This is a genomic window from Klebsiella sp. MISC125, assembly GCF_051131775.1.
Lineage (GTDB): Bacteria > Pseudomonadota > Gammaproteobacteria > Enterobacterales > Enterobacteriaceae > Klebsiella.
Genome location: NZ_CP180448.1, coordinates 488,578 through 510,879 on the forward strand (window position 1 = coordinate 488,578; position 22,302 = coordinate 510,879).

Annotated in this window: 18 protein-coding genes; 12 read left to right on the forward strand and 6 right to left on the reverse strand. The window is 53.8% G+C overall.

Features of this window, described 5'->3' with window-relative positions; genetic code table 11:
* The first annotated feature begins 415 nt into the window (after window positions 1-415).
* Both malP and malQ read left to right on the forward strand, forming a co-directional pair.
* The gene (gene malP / locus ACMYSL_RS02220; protein ID WP_182235139.1) at window positions 416-2,806 is read left to right on the forward strand and encodes a maltodextrin phosphorylase; all 2,391 of its coding nucleotides are present in this window, start codon (window positions 416-418) and stop codon (window positions 2,804-2,806) included.
* Between the two features lie 10 nt (window positions 2,807-2,816).
* The gene (malQ, locus tag ACMYSL_RS02225; RefSeq protein WP_182235138.1) at window positions 2,817-4,910 is read left to right on the forward strand and encodes a 4-alpha-glucanotransferase; all 2,094 of its coding nucleotides are present in this window, start codon (window positions 2,817-2,819) and stop codon (window positions 4,908-4,910) included.
* A 67-nt stretch (window positions 4,911-4,977) separates the two neighbouring features.
* Here malQ and pckA read toward each other — a convergent pair whose 3' ends face one another.
* From pckA to ACMYSL_RS02250, 5 genes are all read right to left on the reverse strand, one after another.
* Window positions 4,978-6,600 (reverse strand): phosphoenolpyruvate carboxykinase (ATP), encoded by a 1,623-nt coding sequence (pckA, locus tag ACMYSL_RS02230; protein WP_181484639.1) that lies wholly within the window; start codon window positions 6,598-6,600, stop codon window positions 4,978-4,980.
* Window positions 6,601-6,960: 360 nt separating this feature from the next.
* The gene (gene hslO, locus ACMYSL_RS02235) at window positions 6,961-7,845 is read right to left on the reverse strand and encodes an Hsp33 family molecular chaperone HslO (RefSeq protein ID WP_181486320.1); all 885 of its coding nucleotides are present in this window, start codon (window positions 7,843-7,845) and stop codon (window positions 6,961-6,963) included.
* 18 nt (window positions 7,846-7,863) lie between these two features.
* Window positions 7,864-8,265 carry a ribosome-associated heat shock protein Hsp15 gene (hslR, locus tag ACMYSL_RS02240; protein ID WP_112214779.1) on the reverse strand — a complete coding sequence of 134 codons (402 nt, stop codon included), beginning with the start codon at window positions 8,263-8,265 and terminating at the stop codon, window positions 7,864-7,866.
* The gene (gene yrfG, locus ACMYSL_RS02245; RefSeq protein WP_181484640.1) at window positions 8,262-8,945 is read right to left on the reverse strand and encodes a GMP/IMP nucleotidase; all 684 of its coding nucleotides are present in this window, start codon (window positions 8,943-8,945) and stop codon (window positions 8,262-8,264) included. Before yrfG ends, hslR begins: the two co-directional genes overlap by 4 nt.
* 61 nt (window positions 8,946-9,006) lie before the next feature.
* Window positions 9,007-11,133: an intracellular growth attenuator family protein gene (locus tag ACMYSL_RS02250; RefSeq protein ID WP_434661283.1), complete on the reverse strand. Its 2,127-nt coding sequence runs from the start codon at window positions 11,131-11,133 to the stop codon at window positions 9,007-9,009.
* Between the two features lie 330 nt (window positions 11,134-11,463).
* Between ACMYSL_RS02250 and nudE the strand changes: the two genes are divergently transcribed.
* A complete protein-coding gene (nudE, locus tag ACMYSL_RS02255; RefSeq protein ID WP_181484642.1) occupies window positions 11,464-12,024 on the forward strand; it encodes an ADP compounds hydrolase NudE in 561 nt (186 codons plus the stop codon).
* 56 nt (window positions 12,025-12,080) lie between these two features.
* On the opposite strand, the gene mrcA is transcribed toward nudE, so the two are convergent.
* Window positions 12,081-14,639 carry a peptidoglycan glycosyltransferase/peptidoglycan DD-transpeptidase MrcA gene (gene mrcA / locus ACMYSL_RS02260; protein WP_434661284.1) on the reverse strand — a complete coding sequence of 853 codons (2,559 nt, stop codon included), beginning with the start codon at window positions 14,637-14,639 and terminating at the stop codon, window positions 12,081-12,083.
* 117 nt (window positions 14,640-14,756) lie between these two features.
* Between mrcA and ACMYSL_RS02265 the strand changes: the two genes are divergently transcribed.
* From ACMYSL_RS02265 to dam, 9 genes are all read left to right on the forward strand, one after another.
* Window positions 14,757-15,542, forward strand: a complete 786-nt coding sequence (locus ACMYSL_RS02265; protein ID WP_434661285.1) for a pilus assembly protein — start codon at window positions 14,757-14,759, stop codon at window positions 15,540-15,542.
* A gap of 2 nt (window positions 15,543-15,544) precedes the next feature.
* Window positions 15,545-16,084 (forward strand): PilN domain-containing protein, encoded by a 540-nt coding sequence (locus ACMYSL_RS02270; RefSeq protein ID WP_434661286.1) that lies wholly within the window; start codon window positions 15,545-15,547, stop codon window positions 16,082-16,084.
* Window positions 16,068-16,505 (forward strand): hypothetical protein, encoded by a 438-nt coding sequence (locus ACMYSL_RS02275; RefSeq protein WP_434661287.1) that lies wholly within the window; start codon window positions 16,068-16,070, stop codon window positions 16,503-16,505. Before ACMYSL_RS02270 ends, ACMYSL_RS02275 begins: the two co-directional genes overlap by 17 nt.
* Complete coding sequence (locus ACMYSL_RS02280; RefSeq protein ID WP_304253848.1) at window positions 16,495-16,902, forward strand: HofP DNA utilization family protein; 408 nt, start codon at window positions 16,495-16,497, stop codon at window positions 16,900-16,902. Before ACMYSL_RS02275 ends, ACMYSL_RS02280 begins: the two co-directional genes overlap by 11 nt.
* Window positions 16,811-18,052, forward strand: a complete 1,242-nt coding sequence (gene hofQ / locus ACMYSL_RS02285) for a DNA uptake porin HofQ (protein ID WP_434661289.1) — start codon at window positions 16,811-16,813, stop codon at window positions 18,050-18,052. The genes ACMYSL_RS02280 and hofQ overlap by 92 nt, the downstream gene beginning before the upstream one ends.
* Window positions 18,053-18,322: 270 nt before the next feature.
* Window positions 18,323-18,844 carry a shikimate kinase AroK gene (gene aroK, locus ACMYSL_RS02290; RefSeq protein ID WP_004106441.1) on the forward strand — a complete coding sequence of 174 codons (522 nt, stop codon included), beginning with the start codon at window positions 18,323-18,325 and terminating at the stop codon, window positions 18,842-18,844.
* 54 nt (window positions 18,845-18,898) lie between these two features.
* Window positions 18,899-19,993, forward strand: coding sequence for a 3-dehydroquinate synthase (gene aroB, locus ACMYSL_RS02295; RefSeq protein WP_434661290.1), 1,095 nt, complete (start codon window positions 18,899-18,901; stop codon window positions 19,991-19,993).
* An 84-nt stretch (window positions 19,994-20,077) separates the two neighbouring features.
* Window positions 20,078-21,388: a cell division protein DamX gene (gene damX, locus ACMYSL_RS02300; RefSeq protein WP_182235129.1), complete on the forward strand. Its 1,311-nt coding sequence runs from the start codon at window positions 20,078-20,080 to the stop codon at window positions 21,386-21,388.
* A gap of 78 nt (window positions 21,389-21,466) precedes the next feature.
* Complete coding sequence (gene dam / locus ACMYSL_RS02305) at window positions 21,467-22,294, forward strand: adenine-specific DNA-methyltransferase (protein WP_112214768.1); 828 nt, start codon at window positions 21,467-21,469, stop codon at window positions 22,292-22,294.
* Window positions 22,295-22,302 lie beyond the last annotated feature (8 nt).

Consider the following 22,302-nt stretch of genomic DNA (forward strand, 5'->3'; position numbering starts at 1 on the left):
TTTTAGGCACAATAAGCTAATCTTTTTTTACAATACTAGTAGTTGTTTGTTTTTATTAAATTATTCTCAGTGAATTCTTATAAGTCACCCTTTTGAGTTATTTCTGTATTAAAGTCCGCTTATTCCCACGATATTTACTTTTATTTCTCAATATTTACAAAGCGGCATTTTGCTTACTTTTCTCATCTTGGCTTGTAACACATTTTCATGCGGCAGGTAGCGGGAGAATTGTTGTTCCGATGTGGCGAATTTTCCAGCATAATTTCGCCAGTAAGCTAACGTAATAGTGCCCAATATCACACTTTTCGCTCATCCCTGCTACTCCTCCCCGGCTAATCCCTGGCGGGATGAGGACGTGACTCCGGGAGGTCGGCACACTAACGCTAACTGTTTTAGTAAAGGACCCGGATTTCTTATGTCACAGACTACTTTTAACAAAGCTCAGTTTCAGGCTGCACTGACGCGTCAGTGGCAGCATTTTGGATTACAGTCCGCTTGTGAGATGACTCAGCGCCAATGGTGGCGTGCCGTGAGCGGCGCGCTAGCCGAGCTGTTGTCGGCTCAACCGGTCGTGAAACCGGCCGAAGGGCAGCGCCATGTAAACTACATCTCCATGGAGTTTCTGATTGGTCGTCTGACCGGCAACAATTTGCTCAACCTTGGCTGGTATCAAGGGGTGAGTGATGAGCTTCAGACGCATGACGTCAACCTGACCGACCTGCTGGAAGAGGAGATCGATCCAGGTTTAGGTAATGGTGGGTTAGGCCGTCTGGCGGCATGTTTCCTCGATTCTATGGCGACCGTCGGCCAGTCGGCGACCGGTTACGGCCTGAACTATCAATACGGCCTGTTCCGTCAATCTTTTGCCGATGGTCAGCAGATGGAAGCGCCGGATGATTGGGGACGTAGCAGCTACCCGTGGTTCCGCCACAATGAAGCGCTGGATGTGCAGGTTGGACTCGGCGGTAAAGTCACCAAAGGCGGCGAATGGGTACCGGCATTCGTGATTACTGGAGAAGCCTGGGATCTGCCGGTGCTGGGCTATCGCAACAACGTCGCGCAACCGCTGCGTCTGTGGCAGGCCAAACACGCGCATCCGTTTAACCTGACCAAATTCAATGACGGCGATTTCCTGCGTGCTGAGCAGCAGGGTATCGACGCGGAAAAACTGACGAAAGTCCTCTATCCGAACGATAACCATCAGGCGGGTAAAAAACTGCGTCTGATGCAGCAGTACTTCCAGTGCGCCTGTTCGGTTGCCGATATCCTGCGTCGCCATCATCTGGCGGGTCGTAAGCTGGCGGAGCTGGCGGATTACGAAGTCATCCAGTTGAACGATACTCACCCGACGATTGCGATCCCGGAACTGTTGCGCGTGCTGATCGACGAGCATCAGCTGAGCTGGGACGACGCCTGGGCGATTACCAGTAAAACCTTCGCCTATACCAACCACACCCTGATGCCGGAAGCGCTGGAGTGCTGGGATGAGAAGCTGGTGAAAGCGCTGTTGCCGCGTCATATGCAGATCATCAAAGAAATTAACGACCGCTTTAAAAAGCTGGTGGATAAAACCTGGCCGGGCGACAAACAGGTTTGGGCGAAGCTGGCGGTAGTGCATGACAAACAGGTTCGTATGGCGAACATGTGCGTGGTGAGCGGCTTTGCGGTTAACGGCGTTGCTGCGCTGCACTCCGACCTGGTGGTGAAAGACCTGTTCCCGGAATATCACCAGTTGTGGCCGAATAAATTCCATAACGTCACCAACGGTATTACTCCGCGCCGCTGGATCAAACAGTGCAACCCGGCTCTGGCCGCGCTGCTGGATAAGACGCTGAAGAAAGAGTGGGCCAACGACCTCGACCAGCTGATTAACCTCGAAAAATACGCTGACGATGCGAAGTTCCGTCAGACGTACCGCGACATTAAGCTGGCCAACAAGGTTCGCCTGGCGGAGTTTGTGAAGCTGCGTACCGGGATTGAGATTAACCCGCAGGCGATTTTCGATATTCAGATCAAACGTTTGCACGAGTACAAACGTCAGCACCTCAACCTGCTGAATATCCTCGCGCAGTACAAAGAAATTCGTGAAAATCCGCAGGCAGACCGCGTACCGCGCGTGTTCCTGTTCGGCGCGAAGGCGGCGCCAGGCTATTATCTGGCGAAGAATATTATCTGGGCGATCAACAAAGTTGCTGAAGCGATCAATAACGATCCGCTGGTTGGCGATAAGCTGAAGGTCGTGTTCCTGCCGGATTACTGCGTGTCGGCGGCGGAAATGCTGATTCCGGCGGCGGATATCTCCGAGCAGATTTCTACGGCGGGCAAAGAAGCCTCCGGTACCGGCAATATGAAACTGGCGCTGAACGGTGCGCTGACCGTCGGAACTCTGGACGGCGCGAACGTTGAAATCGCTGAGCAGGTAGGGGAAGAAAACATCTTTATCTTCGGTCATACCGTGGAAGAAGTGAAAGCCCTGAAGGCCAAAGGTTACGATCCGCTGAAATGGCGTAAGAAAGACAAGCTGCTGGATGCGGTGCTCAAGGAGCTGGAAAGCGGCAAATATAGCGATGGCGATAAGCATGCTTTCGACCAGATGCTGCATAGCCTGCTGAAAGGGGGTGACCCGTACCTGGTGCTGGCAGATTTCGAAGCCTACGTGGCGGCGCAGAAGCAGGTTGATGAGCTGTATCGCGACCAGGAGGCCTGGACTCGGGCGACGATTCTGAATACTGCGCGCTGCGGCATGTTCAGCTCTGACCGCTCCATTCGCGATTATCAGCAACGTATCTGGCAGGCAAAACGCTAAGGACAGGCCTATGGAGACTAAACGCCTTGATAACGCTGCCCTGGCGGCGGGAATCAGCCCAAGCTATATCAACGCCCATGGTAAGCCGCAGTCGATCGCGGCAACCACCAAGCAGCGCCTGCTTGATGCGATGCATCGTACAACAATCGCCACGAAGGTGGCGGTTAACCCGCTTCCTGTGGTGCAGGTGTTTACCCACGGCAAAAAGATGTCTTTGCCGGTGGCTGGTCAGGGTGAGTTCCACTGGATCCTCACCACTGAAGATGGCAAACAGTATCAAGGCCAGGTGCGCGGCGGTGAAACGCTGCCGCTGCCAGCAAGGCTGCCGGAAGGGTATCACACGCTGACGCTGACTCAGGACGGCGATCGCTGGCACTGCCGGGCTATCGTCGCGCCCGTGCGCTGCTACGAGCCGCAGGCGCTGAAGGATGGCAAGAAGCTGTGGGGTACCTGCGTGCAGCTTTATACGCTGCGCTCGGAGAAAAACTGGGGAATTGGTGATTTCGGCGATTTACGCGTTATGCTGCCGGAAATCGCCCGTCGCGGCGGTTCGTTTATCGGCCTCAACCCGATTCACGCGCTCTATCCGGCTAACCCGGAGAGCGCCAGCCCGTACAGCCCCTCTTCACGCCGCTGGCTCAATGTTATCTATATTGATGTTAATGCAGTAGAGGATTTCCGTCAGAGCAAAGAGGCGCAGAAATGGTGGCAATCACCGGCTACGCAGCGGGCGTTACTGGCTGCGCGTGAGACCGATGACGTCGACTATAGCGCCGTGACCGCGTTGAAAATCACCGCGCTGCGCATGGCGTGGAAAGGTTTCTCCGCGCGCAATGATGAAGCAACAGCTGAGTTTCGCCAGTTTGTGACGCGCGAGGGTGAAAGTCTGTACTGGCAGGCGGCGTTTGACGCGCTGCACGCCTGGCAGGTTAAGCAGGATCCGATGCGCTGGGGCTGGCCGGCCTGGCCTAAGGCTTATCAGGACACCAATAGCCCGGAAGTTAAGACGTTCTGTACCGAGCATGCCGATGAGGTGAATTTTTACCTGTGGCTGCAGTGGCTCGCCTATACCCAATTTGCCGCCTGTTGGCACACCAGCCAAAACGACGCCATGCCGATTGGGCTGTATCGCGACCTGGCGGTGGGCGTTGCGGAAGGCGGGGCGGAAACCTGGTGCGACCGTGAGCTGTACTGCCTGAAAGCCTCCGTCGGCGCGCCGCCGGATATTCTTGGCCCGCTGGGGCAGAATTGGGGCCTGCCGCCGATGGATCCGCATATCATCGTGGCGCGCGCCTATGAGCCGTTTATCGAACTGCTGCGCGCTAATATGCAAAACTGCGGTGCGCTGCGCATCGATCATGTCATGTCGGTGCTGCGTCTGTGGTGGATCCCTTACGGTGAAACCGCCGATCACGGCGCTTACGTGCAGTATCCAGTGGATGACCTGTTGTCGATTCTGGCGCTGGAGAGTAAGCGTCATCGCTGTATGGTGATCGGTGAAGATCTGGGTACCGTGCCGGTTGAGATCGTCGGTAAGCTGCGCAAAAGCGGTGTTTACTCCTATAAAGTGCTCTATTTCGAAAATGACCACGAGAAGACTTTCCGTGCGCCGAAGGCGTATCCGGAGCAATCAATGGCTGTGGCTACGACGCATGACCTGCCAACGTTGCGCGGCTACTGGGAAAGCGGCGACCTGACGCTGGGTAAATCGCTGGGCCTGTATCCGGATGAGGTGGTGCTGCGCGGGCTGTATCAGGATCGCGAGCTGGCGAAGCAGGGGCTGCTGGATGCGCTGCACCGCTATGGTTGCCTGCCAAAACGCACCGGGCATAAAGCATCGCTGATGGCGATGACGTCGACCCTCAATCGCGGGATGCAGCGTTATATTGCCGACAGCAACAGCGCGCTGTTGGGCCTGCAGCCGGAGGATTGGCTGGAGATGGCCGAGCCGGTCAATATTCCGGGCACCAGTACGGAGTATCCAAACTGGCGGCGCAAGCTTTCCACCACGCTGGAGGCAATGTTTGCCGATGAGCAGGTGAATAAGCTGATCAAGGACTTGGATAAGCGGCGGAAGTTGGCGAGTAAGAAGAAGCCTGCCTGATACCTGTTTGAAGCGCATTAAAAAGCCGGGAAGTGATTCCCGGCTTTTCTGTTACTGATGAACCACTTTAGCGTTTCGGCCCTGCGGCAACCAGCGCTGCGCCTGCTGGCGTATCGGTATACTTCTCAAAGTTCTCAACGAACAGCTTCGCTAACTGCTCGGCCTTCTCCTGCCACTGCTCTGGCGAACCGTAGGTATTGCGTGGGTCAAGGATATGAGTATCCACGCCCGGCAGTTCGGTTGGGATTTGCAGCTCAAACATCGGCAGAGTGAAGGTTTCCGCGTCGTCCAGCGAACCGTCGAGGATGGCATCGATAATGGCGCGGGTATCTTTAATCGAGATACGTTTGCCGGTGCCGTTCCAGCCGGTGTTGACCAGATAGGCCTGCGCGCCAGAAGCCTGCATGCGCTTGACCAGCACTTCTGCGTATTGCGTCGGGTGTAGCGACAGGAAAGCTGCGCCGAAGCAGGCGGAGAAGGTTGGCGTCGGCTCGGTGACGCCGCGCTCGGTACCGGCCAGTTTGGCGGTGAAGCCAGACAGGAAATGGTACTGAGTCTGGTCGGCGGTCAGACGAGAAACCGGCGGCAGCACGCCAAACGCGTCGGCGGTCAGGAAGATAACCTTGGTAGCATGACCCGCTTTGGAGATCGGCTTAACGATGTTCTCAATATGGTTAATCGGATAAGAGACGCGGGTGTTTTCGGTCTTCGAACCGTCGTTAAAATCGATCGTGCCGTCGGCCAGCACTACGACGTTCTCCAGCAGCGCATCGCGGCGAATTGCATGGTAGATATCCGGTTCTGCGGCTTCGGAAAGCTTAATCGTCTTCGCGTAGCAGCCGCCTTCGAAGTTAAATACCCCATCGTCATCCCAGCCGTGTTCGTCATCGCCAATCAGACGACGTTTTGGGTCGGTGGAAAGCGTTGTTTTGCCGGTGCCGGAAAGGCCGAAGAAGATGGCGACATCCTCTTTTTCCCCAACGTTGGCGGAGCAGTGCATGGAAGCGATGCCCTGTAACGGCAGCAGGTAGTTCATGATGGAGAACATCCCTTTTTTCATTTCGCCACCGTACCAGGTCCCGCCAATCAGCTGAATGCGTTCGGTCAGATTGAAGGCGACGAAGTTTTCGGAGTTGAGTCCCTGCTCTTTCCACTGCGGGTTAGTGCATTTTGCACCGTTCATCACGATGAAATCTGGCTTGAAGGTCGCCAGTTCCTCATCGCTTGGGCGAATAAACATATTCTTCACGAAATGCGCCTGCCAGGCGACCTCGGTAATAAAGCGGACGCTCAGGCGAGTGTCAGCATTTGCGCCGCAGAAAGCGTCAACGATAAACAGACGCTTGTTGGAGAGCTGGCGGGTAACCAGTCCCTTCAAGTGCTGCCACGTTTCCTCAGAGAGCGGTTTGTTGTCGTTTTTGCCTTTGCCTTTGTCAGACCACCACACGGTATCGCGGGTGGTATCGTCACGAACGATATACTTATCTTTTGGAGAACGGCCGGTGAAAATACCGGTATCGACGGCGATAGCACCAAGATTGGTTAATACGCCTCGTTCATAACCTTCCAGATTGGGGGCTAGCTCTTCTTGATACAAAGTATCGTAGCTGGGGTTATGAACGATATCCTGGACGTCATTGATACCATAAGCCTTGAGATCCTGCGGGGTTAAACCATTATTAACGCGCATGTCACTGCTCCTTAGCCAATATGTACTGCTTTAAATTGTAGGGGTTATTACGGGGTATAGACCGCGACCAGGCTCATAGATTTACGTATCTCGACAAACGGCATACTTACGAAAAACGTTGTGACTCCTGTCACGAAGCGTGGGGGATTATCTCAGGAAATAGGGCTTTGGTGGGGGTAGATGTTTCTTAATGGTTAAAAAGTAATTAAAAAAACTATTGAAATGTGAATGTAATCGCTTACCTGAAATAAAATTACGTAATACTTTCAGGAGAAATCGATTCATCTCGCAGATAAAAAAAACTTGACGCCAGGAGCGGCGGAGGAAAAACCTCAACCAAACTCCTGGCGAGATGAACGATTAGTGGATCTGCGGGTCGGCCGGTGAGGCGTTATTGCGGATCTCGGCAATATCCATCGCATTGAAGACATAATGGCTACCGCAATAATCGCAGTGCATGTCGATTTCTCCTTCATCGGCCAGAATACTGTCGATCTCTTCATCTGGCAGCGTTCTCAGCGCACCCGCGCAGCGTTCGTAGGAGCAGGTGCATTTGAACTCTACGCTCTGCGGCTCGTAAACGGTCACTTCTTCTTCGTGGTACAGACGCCATAGCACATCGTTCGCAGGCAGGGTAAACAACTCTTCAGCTTTGATGGTTTCGGTCAGCGTACTGAGATGTTCGAAGTCTGCGGCCTGTGCGTCTTGTGCCGGGAGAACCTGCAGCAGCATACCGCCCGCCATCGGCTTACCTTCATGCTCGCCGCTACGAATGATAAGCCGGGTTGGCAACTGCTCGGAACGCTGGAAGTAATCTTCCAGGCAAGCCGCCAGCGTATCGCCTTCCAGACCGACTACGCCCTGATAGCGCTCGCCTTCATCTGGAGAGATAGTAATGACCAGATATCCGTTACCCACCATCGTCTTCAGGTCGGCCCCTTCCGGGATCTCGCCCTGCATGCGAGCCACGCCGCGCATCTGCTGTTGGTTGTTGCCGTTAATCACTGCCAGCGATAGTGGGCCATCGCCCTGCAGCTGAACGGTAATATCACCGGCAAACTTCAGCGTTGCGGTCAGCAGGCTGGTCGCAACCAACAGTTCTGCCAGCACGGTTTTAACCGGCTGCGGGTAGCTATGGTTTGTCAGAATCTGTTCTAAAGTTTCTGAAACTGTTACCAGCTCACCGCGTACGGCATAGTTTTCAAACAGATAGCGATGTAATTGATCGTGTTGAGTCATAATAATCTCTCTTGCTGGCCACAGTTATTCACTATCGCCGTGTTTAAATCTCATCAGGTCGCGGCGTTCTTTCTTATCCGGACGTCGGTCGGGATGCGGCATGGTTAGCGCGTTCATTTTTCGCGCCAGCGCCATTTTCTCGCGTTTCTCGATGCTCGCAGCCGTCTCTTCATAGAGTGCGACGGCTTCGCTGGCAGGTCTGCGCTGTTCGGTAATGCCTTTTACCACGATGATACGTTCGTCATTGCCCTGGCGTAGCGTCAGGGAGGCGTTCAGCTCGACAACTTTTCCCGGTTTACTGCGCTGTCCGTTGTAGTGCACCTTGCCGCCTTCAATCATCTCGCGTGCCAGAGCGCGGGTTTTATAAATGCGGGCTGCCCAAAGCCATTTGTCCAGCCTGACGGCTTCGACGGGTTTTTCTTTCATGGCCTCTCCTGCGGGGTCAGTGAGGGTATCAGATGCCGGTAGTCATTTAGCCCTGGATGGCGAGCGTAGCTTTTTTCAGCCAGCCCGGAATCGGGGTTGGTTATGCCCAGGCAATAACGAATGCCAAACTCTTCGGCCGCATCCAGAATCGCCTCGTTGTCGTCAACAAAGAGCGTTTTGCGCGCGTTGAAGCCGGTTTCCTCAGCAACGGCACGCCACAACCGCTGATCTTCTTTCGGATAACCAAATGTGTGGGTGGAAAGTAATAAATCAAGGTGCGCATCCAGCCCGGTGTGCTTCAGCTTTACCGCCAGATTATGTGGATGGGCGTTAGTCAGCAAAATACGGCGTTTGCCGCTGGCTTTAAGCGCATCAAGGAACGGAACGGTATCATCACGCAGTGCGGCTCGTGGCCCCTGCTCGCTGGTCATCGCACAAATATCCAAACCCAGGCGCTCGCTCCAGTAGTCCAGGCAGTACCAGTTTAGCGTATGTTGCACTGCGTGATATTCCTGGTGCATCGCCTCTCTGGCTTCCTGCAGGTTGAGGCCTTGCGTCGCCCCCCAGGTTTCCGGGACCAGTTTTTGCCAGAAATAGTTGTCGAAGGCGAGGTCGAGAAGCGTGCCGTCCATATCCAGCAGAACGGTATCAACCTCCTGCCAGGCGATATCAAAGTGCATGGTAAGTCTCCAACGAGGGGGGAATTGCGCGACAGGGTATCACACCGCGTCGCGCTGAGAATTAATCTTGCGGGTCTGGAGAGGAAAGTAGAACCGGATTCAGGCAGCTCTCGTAATACTTCTGGATCTCTTCCTGACGCTGGCGGTGACGCTGGTAGCGACGAATTGCCAGGATACCGTGATACCCCATACAGCCCAGCATCGCCAGCAGCAGTAAAGTTGTTCCCAGGTAACGCCACAGACCGGTGCGGTCGGGAATACGGTGCAGGTTGACATGCTGCGTGCCGTTGGCATCGGTATAGAGATTGGTGACGATCCCTTCTGCATGGAACGGCGTGTGCATCAGCATTCCCGCCAGTCGCTGCAGTTCGTTCCACTGTTGGTGAGCGGGGTAATCGTATAGCCCGGTCGTTGGCCACGGTTGATTCACCAGGTCGCTGCCTTCATCGCTGGCAATTAAAAAACCACCAGGGGCCGGACTGTTTAGCGCCTGGGCCGCACGTGACGTTTCCCGGCTGACAAACGGCGCGGTGGAGGTGGTGACCAGATTCTCCAGCGATTCTGCGCTTACCGGGCGTAGCAGCACGTTGACGCCATCCAGCTTGCCCGTATTGGCGCGTTTGGTCAGAGTTTCCCAGTTGCGCGTGTTGCCGAGGTTAACCAGCGCATTTTTCAGGCGAACGCAGTCGTCTTTCGCTGAACACAGGTCACTTGTTTTTATGACGATATCGCCAAAGTCGTCGAGCAGTACCATCCCGGATTTCTGAATAGCGGAACGCAGCGCCGGGCTAACGCGAGATTCATCATTCGACTCGGGATGGAGCTGGCGTTGAACGGTTTGCATCAGTGCGCTGGCCTTACTGACGATGTCGGATTCCGGCAGCGGCAGGGGAGGCGCATCATTCCAGATGATTTGCGAACAGTCGAAGGGCATAAACGGCGAGTTCTCTTTTGCCGTCCAGCTTCCTGGCGTGTGGATATTACACATGCCGGTCCCTTTCAGGCGCAGCGTATCGCCGATGCGGACCTGCGACTTATCCAGTTGGGCAACCGTTGTGGCTTCGATAGTTTGCGCACCTTTCAGCCACGACAGGGTGAACTTAAAGGGCATATTCAGCGGCACGCTTACCCACAGCATCACTACCACCAGCAGCGCTCCTGCGGCAATAATCGCGCTGCGTAGCCAGTACTGAAGCGGGAAGTTTTTAACTTCATCATGCAGCGACAGGAAACGCCCCTGGCGAACGACGTGACGGCTGAGGTAGATGTCTACATCCGTTTGCTGGCCGAGATCTTGCGTAATCCACGGTTGCCAGTGGCGCGGATAGATCAGGTCGATAATACCGAGGGAGATATTGTTGATATGCTCCTGGTTATTTTCGCCAAACAATCCCCAGCGCTTGGGCATACCGCGCAGGCAGTGAATTTCTCGTAGTGATGTTTTGCGTGGTGGGGCGTAGATACCCCAGACGCCGGCGAGTAGCAGCAGTAAACCACCGCCCAATAGCCACGGGGAAAACACGTCGGGGCTTATCAGACTGCAATAAAACAACAGGAAAGCAGCAACGATCAGAACGGCTTCACGAAGGCCGTCGGGGCGGCTGAGCGCATGTTCTTCCGATGTTTCCGGACGAATACTTAGCAGTTCAATCTGTTCGCTCTCTTCCCCACGAATCGATGCCTGGGTTGCGGAGGTGCGTTCGAGAGCAAACCCGAGAGATTCTTGCGGATAGTCGCTCAGCGTTTGGCCATTAAGGGCAATGACCAGGGGCAGGCTATCGGTTGGAATTAATTCAACGCTGTTTTCATCATTGATATGTTGTTCCCAGAACGGAGGAAGATGAATTTCCACTGAATCAAGGAAGTAGCGCCATTTATTCAGGTCGTCAGTGTTGATGCCATAGCGAGTAATTGCGCGAGTAACGGTAAAAACGGTGTCACTCTGTTCGTTCAACGCGATATTTACCGGTGCAATACTGGCACCTGAGGCTGGCAATTGCTGATTGCGGCTGAGGCCTTCGAGGTATTTTTCTACGGCGCTGCGCTCTTCATCAGAAAGCTTGCGCGTCGCGGCGTCACTGAAGGCATGCAACAGAGGAAGGCGGCGTCTGGCATGCGATCGATACCACCAGCCTATAAGCAACGCGCAGATTAGCAGAGCTGTCAAAAAAATCAGAAAGGTGCCCATGCCCATCCCATCATAGTTATTCTTTTCTTACTGGTATCGTTGGTTGCCATTCACACTTAAGTAAACCAGCTGTACGCAATCGGCATCTGTCATGTAAAAACGGGAAAAATCATTGTGTAGCACAGCAGCATACAACCTTATCAAAAACGTTAAAATCCAGGAATCGGTAAATTCTCAAATACTATTCAACCTATTGACTTTTTGGTCTTTGTATCAATTACATCTAAAACTATAAAGTTGCAACTATGTAAATTAGTGGCGAATTGAATTGCCGAAACCGTGCTGCGTGTCGCACAATGACCTCTGTAATCACAGCATAGACCGATGACAATGAGCAAATCATTACAAAAACCCACCATTCTCAGTGTTGAAACGGTAGCGCGTTCGCGACTTTTTAACGTTGAAAGCGTGGACCTTGAGTTCAGCAACGGCGTTCGCCGGGTGTATGAACGGATGCGGCCCTCTACCCGTGAAGCCGTGATGATTGTGCCGATTGTCGATGACCATATTATATTGATTCGCGAGTACGCTGTTGGGACCGAGTCCTATGAATTAGGCTTTTCGAAAGGCCTGATTGACCCGGGTGAAAGCGTGCTCGAGGCTGCCAACCGTGAGCTGAAAGAAGAGGTTGGTTTTGGCGCGCAAAAGCTGACGTTTTTGAAAAAGTTGAGCATGGCCCCATCTTATTTCTCCAGCAAGATGAATATTCTGGTGGCGGAAGATCTTTATCCGGAATCACTCCCGGGCGATGAGCCAGAGCCGCTACCGCAGGTTCGCTGGCCGCTATCGCAGCTAATGGCGCTGCTTGATGAAGAGGACTTTCATGAAGCTCGTAACGTTAGTGCGCTGTTCCTGTTGCGCGAATGGTTGCAGGAGCAGGGCCGACTGTAGCCAGTCGCGGAATAAAGTATTAAGCAAAGAAAAAGCGCCCGCAGGCGCTTTTTTTGTCAGAACAGTTCGTGGGTTTCGCCGCCGCCATCGGTGATGGTGGTGCCGACTTCATGAACCGCCTGCTGGGTGGGCTGGGTGCCTTCGATAAAGTACTCAGCGCGGCTGTTACCTCCGCTGGCCAACTGGCCGGTACTGCGGTCGATATTCACCGTGATGATACCCGGCGGCGGCGTTAACGGCTCCTCCGGTACGCCTTCCAGAACCCTTTTCATAAAATCATCCCAGGCCGGCTGGGCGCTTTTGGCTCCACCCTCGTAGCCAGAAATCTGATCTTTGATTGCGCCTGAGGCGGTTGTACGACCCAGATCGCGGCGGTGGTCATCAAAGCCAATCCATACCGACGTCACCACGCCAGGGCCATAGCCGGAGAACCACGCATCTTTCGAGCTGTTGGTAGTCCCTGTCTTACCGCCGATATCGTGACGTTGCAGGTCGCGACCCGCACGCCAGCCGGTACCCATCCAGCCGGGTTCGCCGAAAACATTGGTGTTAAGGGCGCTCTTAATCAGGAAGGCCAGCGGCGTATTGATCACGTGCGGCGCATACTCGGGAGCGCCACTCTGCGCGACCAGTGACTGGTTGGCCTGCTCAAGCTGTGGCTGCGGCGGAACGCTGGCGTTTTGCGGTTCCTGAGAGGTGACAACGTCCTCGACGTCTTTATTTTCCAGCACGTCTGATTTTGGCGTATCACCGTAAATCACTGGCGAATTGCACTGCGGGCAGGCAATTTTCGGTCGTTCTTCGAAAATGACGCCGCCCTGATCGTTCTCAATTTTGCTGATGAAATACGGGCTAACCAGGAAACCTCCGTTCGCCATCACCGAATAACCGCGAGCGACCTGTAACGGTGTGAAGGACGCTGAACCCAGCGCCAGTGATTCGGTTCGCACGATGTTCTGTGCCGGGAAGCCGAAGCGTTGGAGGTACTCTGCGGCGTAGTCCACGCCCATGGCACGCATGGCGCGAACCATGACGACGTTCTTCGATTGACCCAGCCCTTGGCGTAAACGGATAGGACCAGCATATTGCGGAGGTGAGTTTTTCGGCCGCCAGTCAGAGCCAGAACCAGCATCCCAACGGGAAATAGGCACATCGTTAAGCATGCTCGCCAGCGTTAAGCCTTTATCCATCGCTGCGGTATAGAGGAACGGCTTAATGTTAGAACCGACCTGGCGTAAGGCCTGAGTCGCACGGTTGAACTTACTTTGGTTGAAATCAAAACCACCGACCAGCGCAATAATCGCGCCGTTTTGCGGGTTGATGGATACCAGCGCCGAGTTCACATCCGGTACCTGAGACAGCCACCAGTCGCTGCCGACCTGGCGGACCCAAATTTGTTGCCCGGTTTGCAGGACATCGGTCACTTTGCGCGGTGTAGCGCCTTGCTGAGTATCAGAAACAAACCGACGCGCCCAGCGAACCCCTGACATATTCAGCGATACCGACGTTCCGTTGCTCAACAGAGCAACGGCCTCCTGCGGATTTGCCGAAGTGATTACCGCCGGGGAGAGAGGGCCAGAGCCCGGTATCTTTTTCAGCGCAGCAATGATTTTCTGGTTATCCCACGGCGTTTCACCCACTTTCCACAATACGCTGGCCGGGCCGCGATAGCCGTGGCGCATATCGTAATCCAGCACGTTGTTACGTACCGCCTGCTGGGCAGACTGCTGGTTTTTCCGGGTGATGGTGGTGTAGACACGATAACCATCTTCATAAGCCAGTTCGCCGTAGCGATTGACCATTTCCTGACGCACCATTTCGCTGAGGTATGGAGCTGAGAAGGCGATTTCCGGCGCATGATAGCGTGCGTCGATAGCCTGGCTGCGCGCCTGATCGTACTGCGACTGTGTGATGTAGCCTTCACTCAGCATACGCGACAGAACGACGTTACGGCGGGCGGTGGCGCGGTCCATGGAGTAGAGCGGGTTAAAGGTTGAAGGAGCTTTCGGCAAGCCCGCAATCACCGCCATCTCGCTCAGCGTGAGCTGATCGACGGATTTACCAAAATAAACCTGCGCGGCTGCGCCGACGCCATAGGCGCGGTAGCCGAGATAGATTTTATTCAGGTACAGCTCAAGAATTTCGTCTTTATTGAGCAACTGTTCGATGCGGATTGCGAGAAAGACCTCTTTGACCTTACGTATCAGCGTCTTTTCTGGACTCAGGAAGAAGTTACGCGCCAACTGTTGAGTGATGGTGCTGGCGCCCTGTGAGGCGTGACCGGAGAACATGGCGACGCTGGCGGCGCGGAAAATACCGACCGGATCAACGCCATGATGCTCATAAAATCGGCTGTCTTCAGTGGCGATAAACGCTTTTATCAGCTCAGGTGGTATTTGCTGCAAGGTGACAGGGATACGGCGTTTCTCGCCATATTGCGCAATCAGCTCGCCATCCGCACTGTAAACCTGCATCGGGATTTGCAGACGCACATCCTTCAGGGTCGCGACGTCAGGAAGCTGCGGCTCTATATATTTATAGAGACCAAAAATCGAGCCTGCTCCCAGCAGTACGCAACAGACTGCAAGGATGAAAAGATACTTTACGAACTTCACCGGAGATTTCTCATTTAGTTTTATTTGGGCAGTTTATAAACAAACGCGCAGTAGTATAAAGGCAAGCCTGGTGCATTGATATAGCGAACCATATTGGCGGATAAGGAGATCGTAGGCATGGCTTTTAGAAACTGGCGCATAGGAATGCATATCCAGCAGGACCGTATTGCCATCGTAGCGCTGTTGTTTGAACGCTCCCGCTGGGCGCTGCGGCGCTGGTGGAATATTCCCCTGACGCCCGGCACCGTGCGTCAGGGACTGGTTGTCGACGTTGAGGCGCTGGCCCGACAGCTGCAAAGCTGGCGGCGCGAGCTGCCAATGCAGCATCAGGTTTGTATTGCGCTCCCGGCGGCGCGCACGTTGCAAAAGCGTTTGCCGCGTCCTCAGATCTCGTTAAGAGAAAGTGAACAGGCAACGTGGATAAGCAGCGCGATGGCGCAGCAGTTGGAAATGCCAGCTTCCTCATTATGTGTTGATTATTCGGCTACCGGAACGGGTGATGGCTGGCAGGTAACGGCAGCGCAGCGCTTAGACGTTGACGCGCTGCGTCGCCTTGCGGAGCGACTCAAGTTAAGAGTCTCCGGAATTGTTCCGGATGCCAGCGTACTCAGCGCCTTTTTTCCCTGGCTACCGGCTGAAACTCATGGACTGGCGTGGCGAGATGAATCGACCTGGCTGTGGGCAACCGCAGATAACTGGGGATGGAATTTATGCAGCGAAACCCCTTCTTTTCCCCGACTGGTTTCACAGGTTAACGCCGGTGAGTTTCGCCTCTGTACTTCCGAATCGTTCGACGGGCAAAGCTTTGATGCCTGGAGCGTAATACATCGTCTGCAGCCTCCGCTTCCGCCCTGTGGCGATAGCTTTACGGTTGCGCTGGGCCTTGCGTTGGGTGCACGTTAACGATGAGCCAGATTGTTAACTTTCTTCCCTGGCGTGAAACCCGTCGACGGCAGCGTCTGCGTTCGGGAGGGTTGCTACTCGTCGGGTTCCTGCTTGTTCTGCTTATGGCGTGGTTCGCATCACGAATGAACAGCCGGGTCAGTCACTCGCTTGAGGCGGAAAGAGCGAGTGCCGAAAGCCAGCTTTATAACGCGTTCCAGCAGCGTGAGCGTGTTATGCGTCAACGGTTACAGCAGTACGAACGGCTCCGTCAGCGCCAGCAGCGCCGAGAGATAACCGCAGCATGGCAGCCAATATTGCTGGAGGTCGCTGCCCGCTTACCGGAGCAGGCCTGGCTCACCCGTCTGGAATATCGACAAAATGCGCTCACGCTTGGCGGGCTGACGTTAAACCTGAAAGCATTAACAACCCTGGAAAAAGCGCTGGAAGGTCTTAGCGGCTTTCATCCGGCCAAAGCGGGTGAAACCCACCGGGATAGCGAAGGGCGCTGGTTGTTTAGCTTTTCTATGGCGGGAGAGTGCACAGATGCGGGTGAACATTGAGCGCTGGCTAACGGACGGCAAAATTCTTTTCGTGCTGTCCATCGTTTTAGCTCTCATCGTAGGGGCTTTTATGTGGCCACAAACCTCGCCGCCAAAAATACACTCGGGCGGCTCGCTGCGAATACAAGAACAATGGCGAAAACTGTTGCCGCTACAGGCTTCGCTAAACAGTACCAGAACGGACGAAGCGAAAACCGAAACCTTTACGCCGCTTGATCTGCCAGTCGTCGGAGCGGTACTTGTATCCTGGCGGTCAGTTGGGCGGGGCGGTGAGATGCGGCTGGAGGTTAACTGGCAATCGGTACCCGCGCTGTTTTCCTGGCTGGCACGCTGTGGGATGCAGGCTACGGCATTTTCACTGCACCCGGAAAAGCAGGCGCTGCAGCTGACCCTGCAACTGGAGGCGGAAGATGCAGAGTAAGTGGTGGAGTTTACTTTTGCTGCCGCTCCCGCTGATGGCTGGAGGACGCGATCCATTCCAGCCTGCGGTTGATGGCTGTCGAACGGCACAACTGAGCCAATGGCGCTACGGCGGAGCTATCAGCGATCCGCAATTGCATATTGGAATTTTGCAGGACAGCGCCGGGAAGTGGCGTCGAGTAAGAGCGGATGAAACGTTGCCGACAAACTGGCGAATCACGCTCCTGACGGCGCAGAGAATTGAAATAACTACGGGACCAGGATGTGAACCCGCCCAGTGGGCCTGGCAGCGAGAAGGAATAAAAAATGATGCGATGGATAAGCCTGCTGTTTCTGCTGTTGCCACTGATGGCAACGGCGGCAAAAAAAGATCAACCCGTGTCGCTGGTCGTCGATGACGCACCGGTAGCTCAAGTATTACAAACTCTGGCTGAACTTAAACAGAAAAACCTGGTAGTGGCATCGGACGTCAGCGGTACGGTATCGCTACATCTAAAAAATGTCTCCTGGCAACAAGCGCTGCGCTCCGTAATCGATAGTGCCGGGCTGACGTTAACCCAACAAGGTACGGTGCTGTATGTTCACACCCTTGCCTGGCAAAATGCGCGGCAGGTGCAGCTTGAGGCGGAAAGAGATAAACGTTTGCAGAATCTCCCTCTACAGGATCACAGTGTGGCCTTGCGTTATGCTGATGCGGGGGATCTCGCTAAAGCCGGAGAGAAATTGCTGAGCGCTCGCGGACATCTCACCGTCGATACACGAACCAATCGTCTGCTAATTCGTGATGATGTCCAGCATATCCCTGTTTTGAAAGCATGGGCGCTGGAGATGGACTTGCCTGTCGGTCAGGTAGAGCTGGCGGCGCATATTGTCTCAATGAGCGAAACCAGCCTGCGCGAGCTGGGGGTGAAGTGGAGCCTGGCCGAAGCCAGCAGTCCGCCAGGATCGGGTAAATTCACCACCTTAAGCAGCAACCTGGCGGTCGGCGATGCCAGTACGCGGGTGGGATTTAATATCGGGCGTATTAACGGGCGGCTATTAGAACTGGAGCTTTCCGCTCTTGAGCAAAAGCAACAGGTTGAAATTATTGCCAGCCCGCGGCTGCTGGCTTCACATATGCAGCCTGCCAGCATCAAACAGGGAAGTGAGATTCCGTATCAGGTCTCTAGTGGTGAAAGCGGTGCAACTTCCGTTGAGTTTAAAGAGGCGGTATTGGGGATGGAGGTTACGCCGACGGTGCTACAGAAAAATCGGGTGCGTCTAAAACTCAGAATTAGCGAAAACACGCCGGGACAAATTCTTAAACAGGAAAATGGCGAAGCGCTGGCTATCGATAAACAGGAAATTGAAACGCAGGTCGAAGTGAAAAGTGGTGAGACCCTGGCCTTGGGAGGAATTTTTTCGCAAAAAAATAAATCTTCTCGCGATGGTATTCCCCTACTTAGCGACATCCCATGGCTTGGGCAATTATTTCGCCGTGACGGCAAAGATAACGAACGACGTGAACTGGTTGTCTTCATTACTCCACGTATACTAGCAGTGAATTAAGCGGGTTTTTCATGCTAAACACGTTTCAGGTGTTTGACGTGAGGACGGATTTAGCATACAAGGGGTACCGATTTGAGAGTCGGGTACGACATCAATCCTCCCTTATATTGTCCGGTGATTTATTCTGTTGCCAAACCAGCCGGAGTATTGAGATAATTTTCAGTCTGACTCTCGCTCTATTGCATATGAGGTTTCAGTTCATGTCCTGCTGCGTTGGATCTTTGCGAAGCGGGTTTATCATTAACGAATAGTCTTAGTAGTACCGAAAAAATGGCAGAGAAACGCAATATCTTTCTGGTTGGGCCTATGGGTGCCGGCAAAAGCACTATTGGGCGCCAGTTAGCCCAGCAGCTCAACATGGAATTTTACGATTCTGATCAAGAAATTGAGAAACGCACTGGCGCTGATGTGGGTTGGGTCTTTGATGTAGAAGGCGAAGACGGCTTCCGCGATCGTGAAGAAAAAATCATCAATGAGTTGACGGAAAAACAGGGAATTGTGCTGGCGACTGGCGGCGGCTCTGTAAAATCCCGTGAAACGCGTAACCGTCTCTCCGCCCGCGGCGTGGTGGTCTACCTGGAAACAACTATCGAAAAGCAGCTTGCCCGTACACAGCGCGATAAAAAGCGTCCTTTATTACAAGTTGATGCGCCGCCTCGCGAAGTTCTTGAAGCGTTGGCAGATGAACGCAATCCGCTGTATGAAGAGATTGCTGATGTCACTATCCGCACCGACGATCAAAGCGCAAAAGTGGTAGCAAACCAGATTATTCATATGCTGGAAAGCAACTGATTCTGGCTTAATAAAGTGCGTCAGAGTAAAAGCAACTGAGGTGGACGTCGCGTTATGGAGAGGCTTACTGTAACCCTCGGGGAACGTAGTTACCCGATTACCATCGCGGCTGGTTTGTTTAACGATCCAGCTTCCTTCCAGCCACTGCAATCAGGCGACCAGGTTATGCTGGTCACCAATGAAACGCTGGCGCCGCTTTATCTGGATACCGTTCGTTCCGTACTGGAGCAAGCGGGAGTAAAAGTCGACAGCGTGATTCTTCCCGACGGCGAGCAGTATAAAAGCCTGGCGGTGATGGATACTGTTTTTACCGCTCTGTTGCAAAAACCACACGGCCGCGACACGACGTTAGTGGCGCTCGGCGGTGGGGTGATCGGTGATTTAACTGGATTTGCCGCGGCCAGCTATCAGCGTGGCGTGCGATTTATCCAGGTCCCTACTACGCTGTTGTCGCAGGTTGATTCCTCCGTTGGCGGCAAAACGGCTGTAAACCATCCTCTCGGTAAAAATATGATTGGCGCCTTCTGGCAGCCAGTTTCTGTCGTTGTCGATCTCAACTGTCTCAAGACACTACCGACGCGCGAACTGTCCTCCGGTCTGGCTGAAGTCATAAAGTACGGCATTATCCTCGATGGCGAATTCTTCGATTGGCTGGAAAACAACATCGATGCGCTGATGGCGCTGGATGAAAAAGCGATGGCGTACTGTATCCGTCGTTGTTGTGAGCTGAAAGCTGAAGTCGTCGCGGCCGACGAGCGCGAAACCGGGTTACGTGCTTTACTCAATCTTGGACATACTTTTGGTCATGCGATCGAAGCTGAAATGGGCTACGGTAACTGGCTGCATGGTGAAGCTGTGGCTGCCGGTATGGTGATGGCGGCGCATGTGTCGGAGCGTTTAGGGCAGTTCAGCGCACAGGATACGCAGCGAGTTATTCGTTTGTTACAGCGTGCTGGTTTACCGCTGCATGGGCCGCTGGAGATGGCGGCAGACGCCTATTTGCCTCACATGATGCGTGATAAAAAGGTACTGGCTGGCGAGATGCGGCTGGTGCTACCGCTCGCAATAGGGAAAAGCGAGATACGTGGCGGAGTGCCGCATGATGTTGTTCTTGGCGCAATTGCTGATACCCAGCAGGCGCAACAATAAGAAGGTCTGGCCGCGTTCGCGCGGCGTTATCATTTCAGGTGACATGCAATAGTCGTGAGCATAAGCCTTTTAGTGGGGTGTTAAATGGATGAATTAAAACCAGAAGACGATATGAAAGCCGATCGCAACGATCGTCGTGCTGGTCGTTCCCGTCAGTCTTCTGAGCGTGATGCCGATCCGCAAATCAATTTTGATGATGTCGATCTTGATGATGCTGACGATGGTCGCCCGACGCGCGGCAGCAAGGCACGCCGTGAGCGCGATGAAGAACAATATGAAGAACAATATGAAGAGGACGTAGAGTCTGACGAAGACGATGCTGAAGAGCGTCAGGTCGAACGTCGTCCGCGTAAACGTAAGAAGGCGCCGGCCAAACCGGCTTCCCGTCAGTACATCATGATGGGTGTAGGGATCCTCGTCCTTCTCCTGCTGATTGTTGGCGTCGGATCTGCGCTGAAATCACCTTCCTCTTCATCTGGTGAGCAAACGGCTTCAGGTGAGAAAAGCGTTAGCTTATCCGGCGATCAGGATAATAATGCCCAGCCGACAGCTCAGGATTCATCAGCGACGAATAATTCACAGCCGCAGGATGTCTCTTTGCCGCCAATTGCCTCTAACCCGACTCAGGGCCAGGCTACTGCTGAGCCGCAGGGACAGCAGCGTGTTGAAGTTCAGGGTGATCTGAACAATGCGCTGACTCAGCAGCAGGGCCAGATTGATAGTGCCGTGGCGAATTCCACTCTGCCAACTGAACCTGCTACCGTTGCTCCACTTCGTAATGGTGCTGCCCCGCGCCAGGCGACAACGGAACGTCAGACGGCGGCGACACCGACACCGCGTCCAGCTGAGCGTAAGCATACGGTTATCGAACCAAAACCGCAGGCCACCGCGAAAACGACTGCCGAGCCTAAGCCGACCCCGGTCCAGCCGAAGCGTGTAGAAAGCGTTGCGACTACGGCTCCGGCGAAAGCGACACCAGCTCAGCCGACGAAACCTGTTGCAACTGCACAGACTAAACCGGCGCAGCCAACGGCTACCACTACCACGCCTGCCGCGACTGCTACGGCAACCGCCGCTCCGGCAGCGACTGCTGCTGCGAGTAAAAGCGCTGGTGATGTTGGCTCTATGAAGTCCGCGCCATCTGGGCACTACACGTTGCAGCTCAGCAGCTCCTCTAACTACAACAACCTCAACAGTTGGGCGAAGAAAGAGAAGTTGGAAAAATATGTTGTCTATGAGACTACGCGTAACGGTCAACCCTGGTATGTTCTGGTGAGCGGTATTTATGCTTCGAAAGATGAAGCTAAACGCGCTGTTGCGACTCTGCCGGCAGATGTACAGGCGAAAAACCCGTGGGCAAAACCGCTGCATCAGGTTCAGTCTGACCTGAAATAATGCTGCTGTGTAGTCTGAAGCGCTGGATGCTGTCGGAGCTTTCTCCACAGCCGGAGAATGTGTAATTAGTTAGGCAGCATGAAAAAGAATCGCGCTTTTCTGAAATGGGCAGGGGGGAAATACCCCCTGCTTGATGATATTAAAAAGCATTTGCCGCAGGGCGATTGCTTGATTGAGCCCTTTGTGGGCGCCGGGTCGGTATTTCTTAATACCGACTTTTCTCGTTATATCCTTGCTGATATCAATAGTGATTTGATTAGTCTGTATAACATAGTCAAACTGCAAACCGATGAGTACGTTACGGCGGCGCGTGAGATGTTCACGCCAGAAAATAACGCCGCTGAACGTTACTACCAGTTCCGTGATGAGTTCAACCAAAGCCAGGAACCGCTGCGTCGCGCGGTGCTGTTCCTTTATCTGAACCGTCATGGCTACAATGGTCTGTGTCGTTACAACCTGCGCGGTGAGTTTAATGTGCCGTTTGGCCGTTATAAAAAGCCCTACTTTCCAGAGGCCGAGTTGCACCACTTCGCTGAGAAAGCGCAGCATGCAGAGTTTCATTGTGAATCTTATGAAGACTGTATGAAGCGAGCTGATAACAGCTCTGTTGTTTATTGCGATCCGCCCTATGCGCCGCTGTCGTCAACGGCGAATTTTACGGCCTATCATACGAATAGCTTTAGCCAGGAACAGCAGGAGTTGCTGGCAAAAAAGGCGGAATCGCTGGTGAAAAAGCGTATTCCTGTGCTTATCTCAAACCATCGCACGCCGCTCACTCAGGAGTGGTATAAAAATGCCGCTGAGATGCATATTGTGAAGGTTCGACGCAGCATTAGCAGTAACGGTGGTACACGTAAGAAGGTGGACGAGCTTCTGGCTCTGTACCGTCCGCCCAAGACAAAATAAATTTCAAG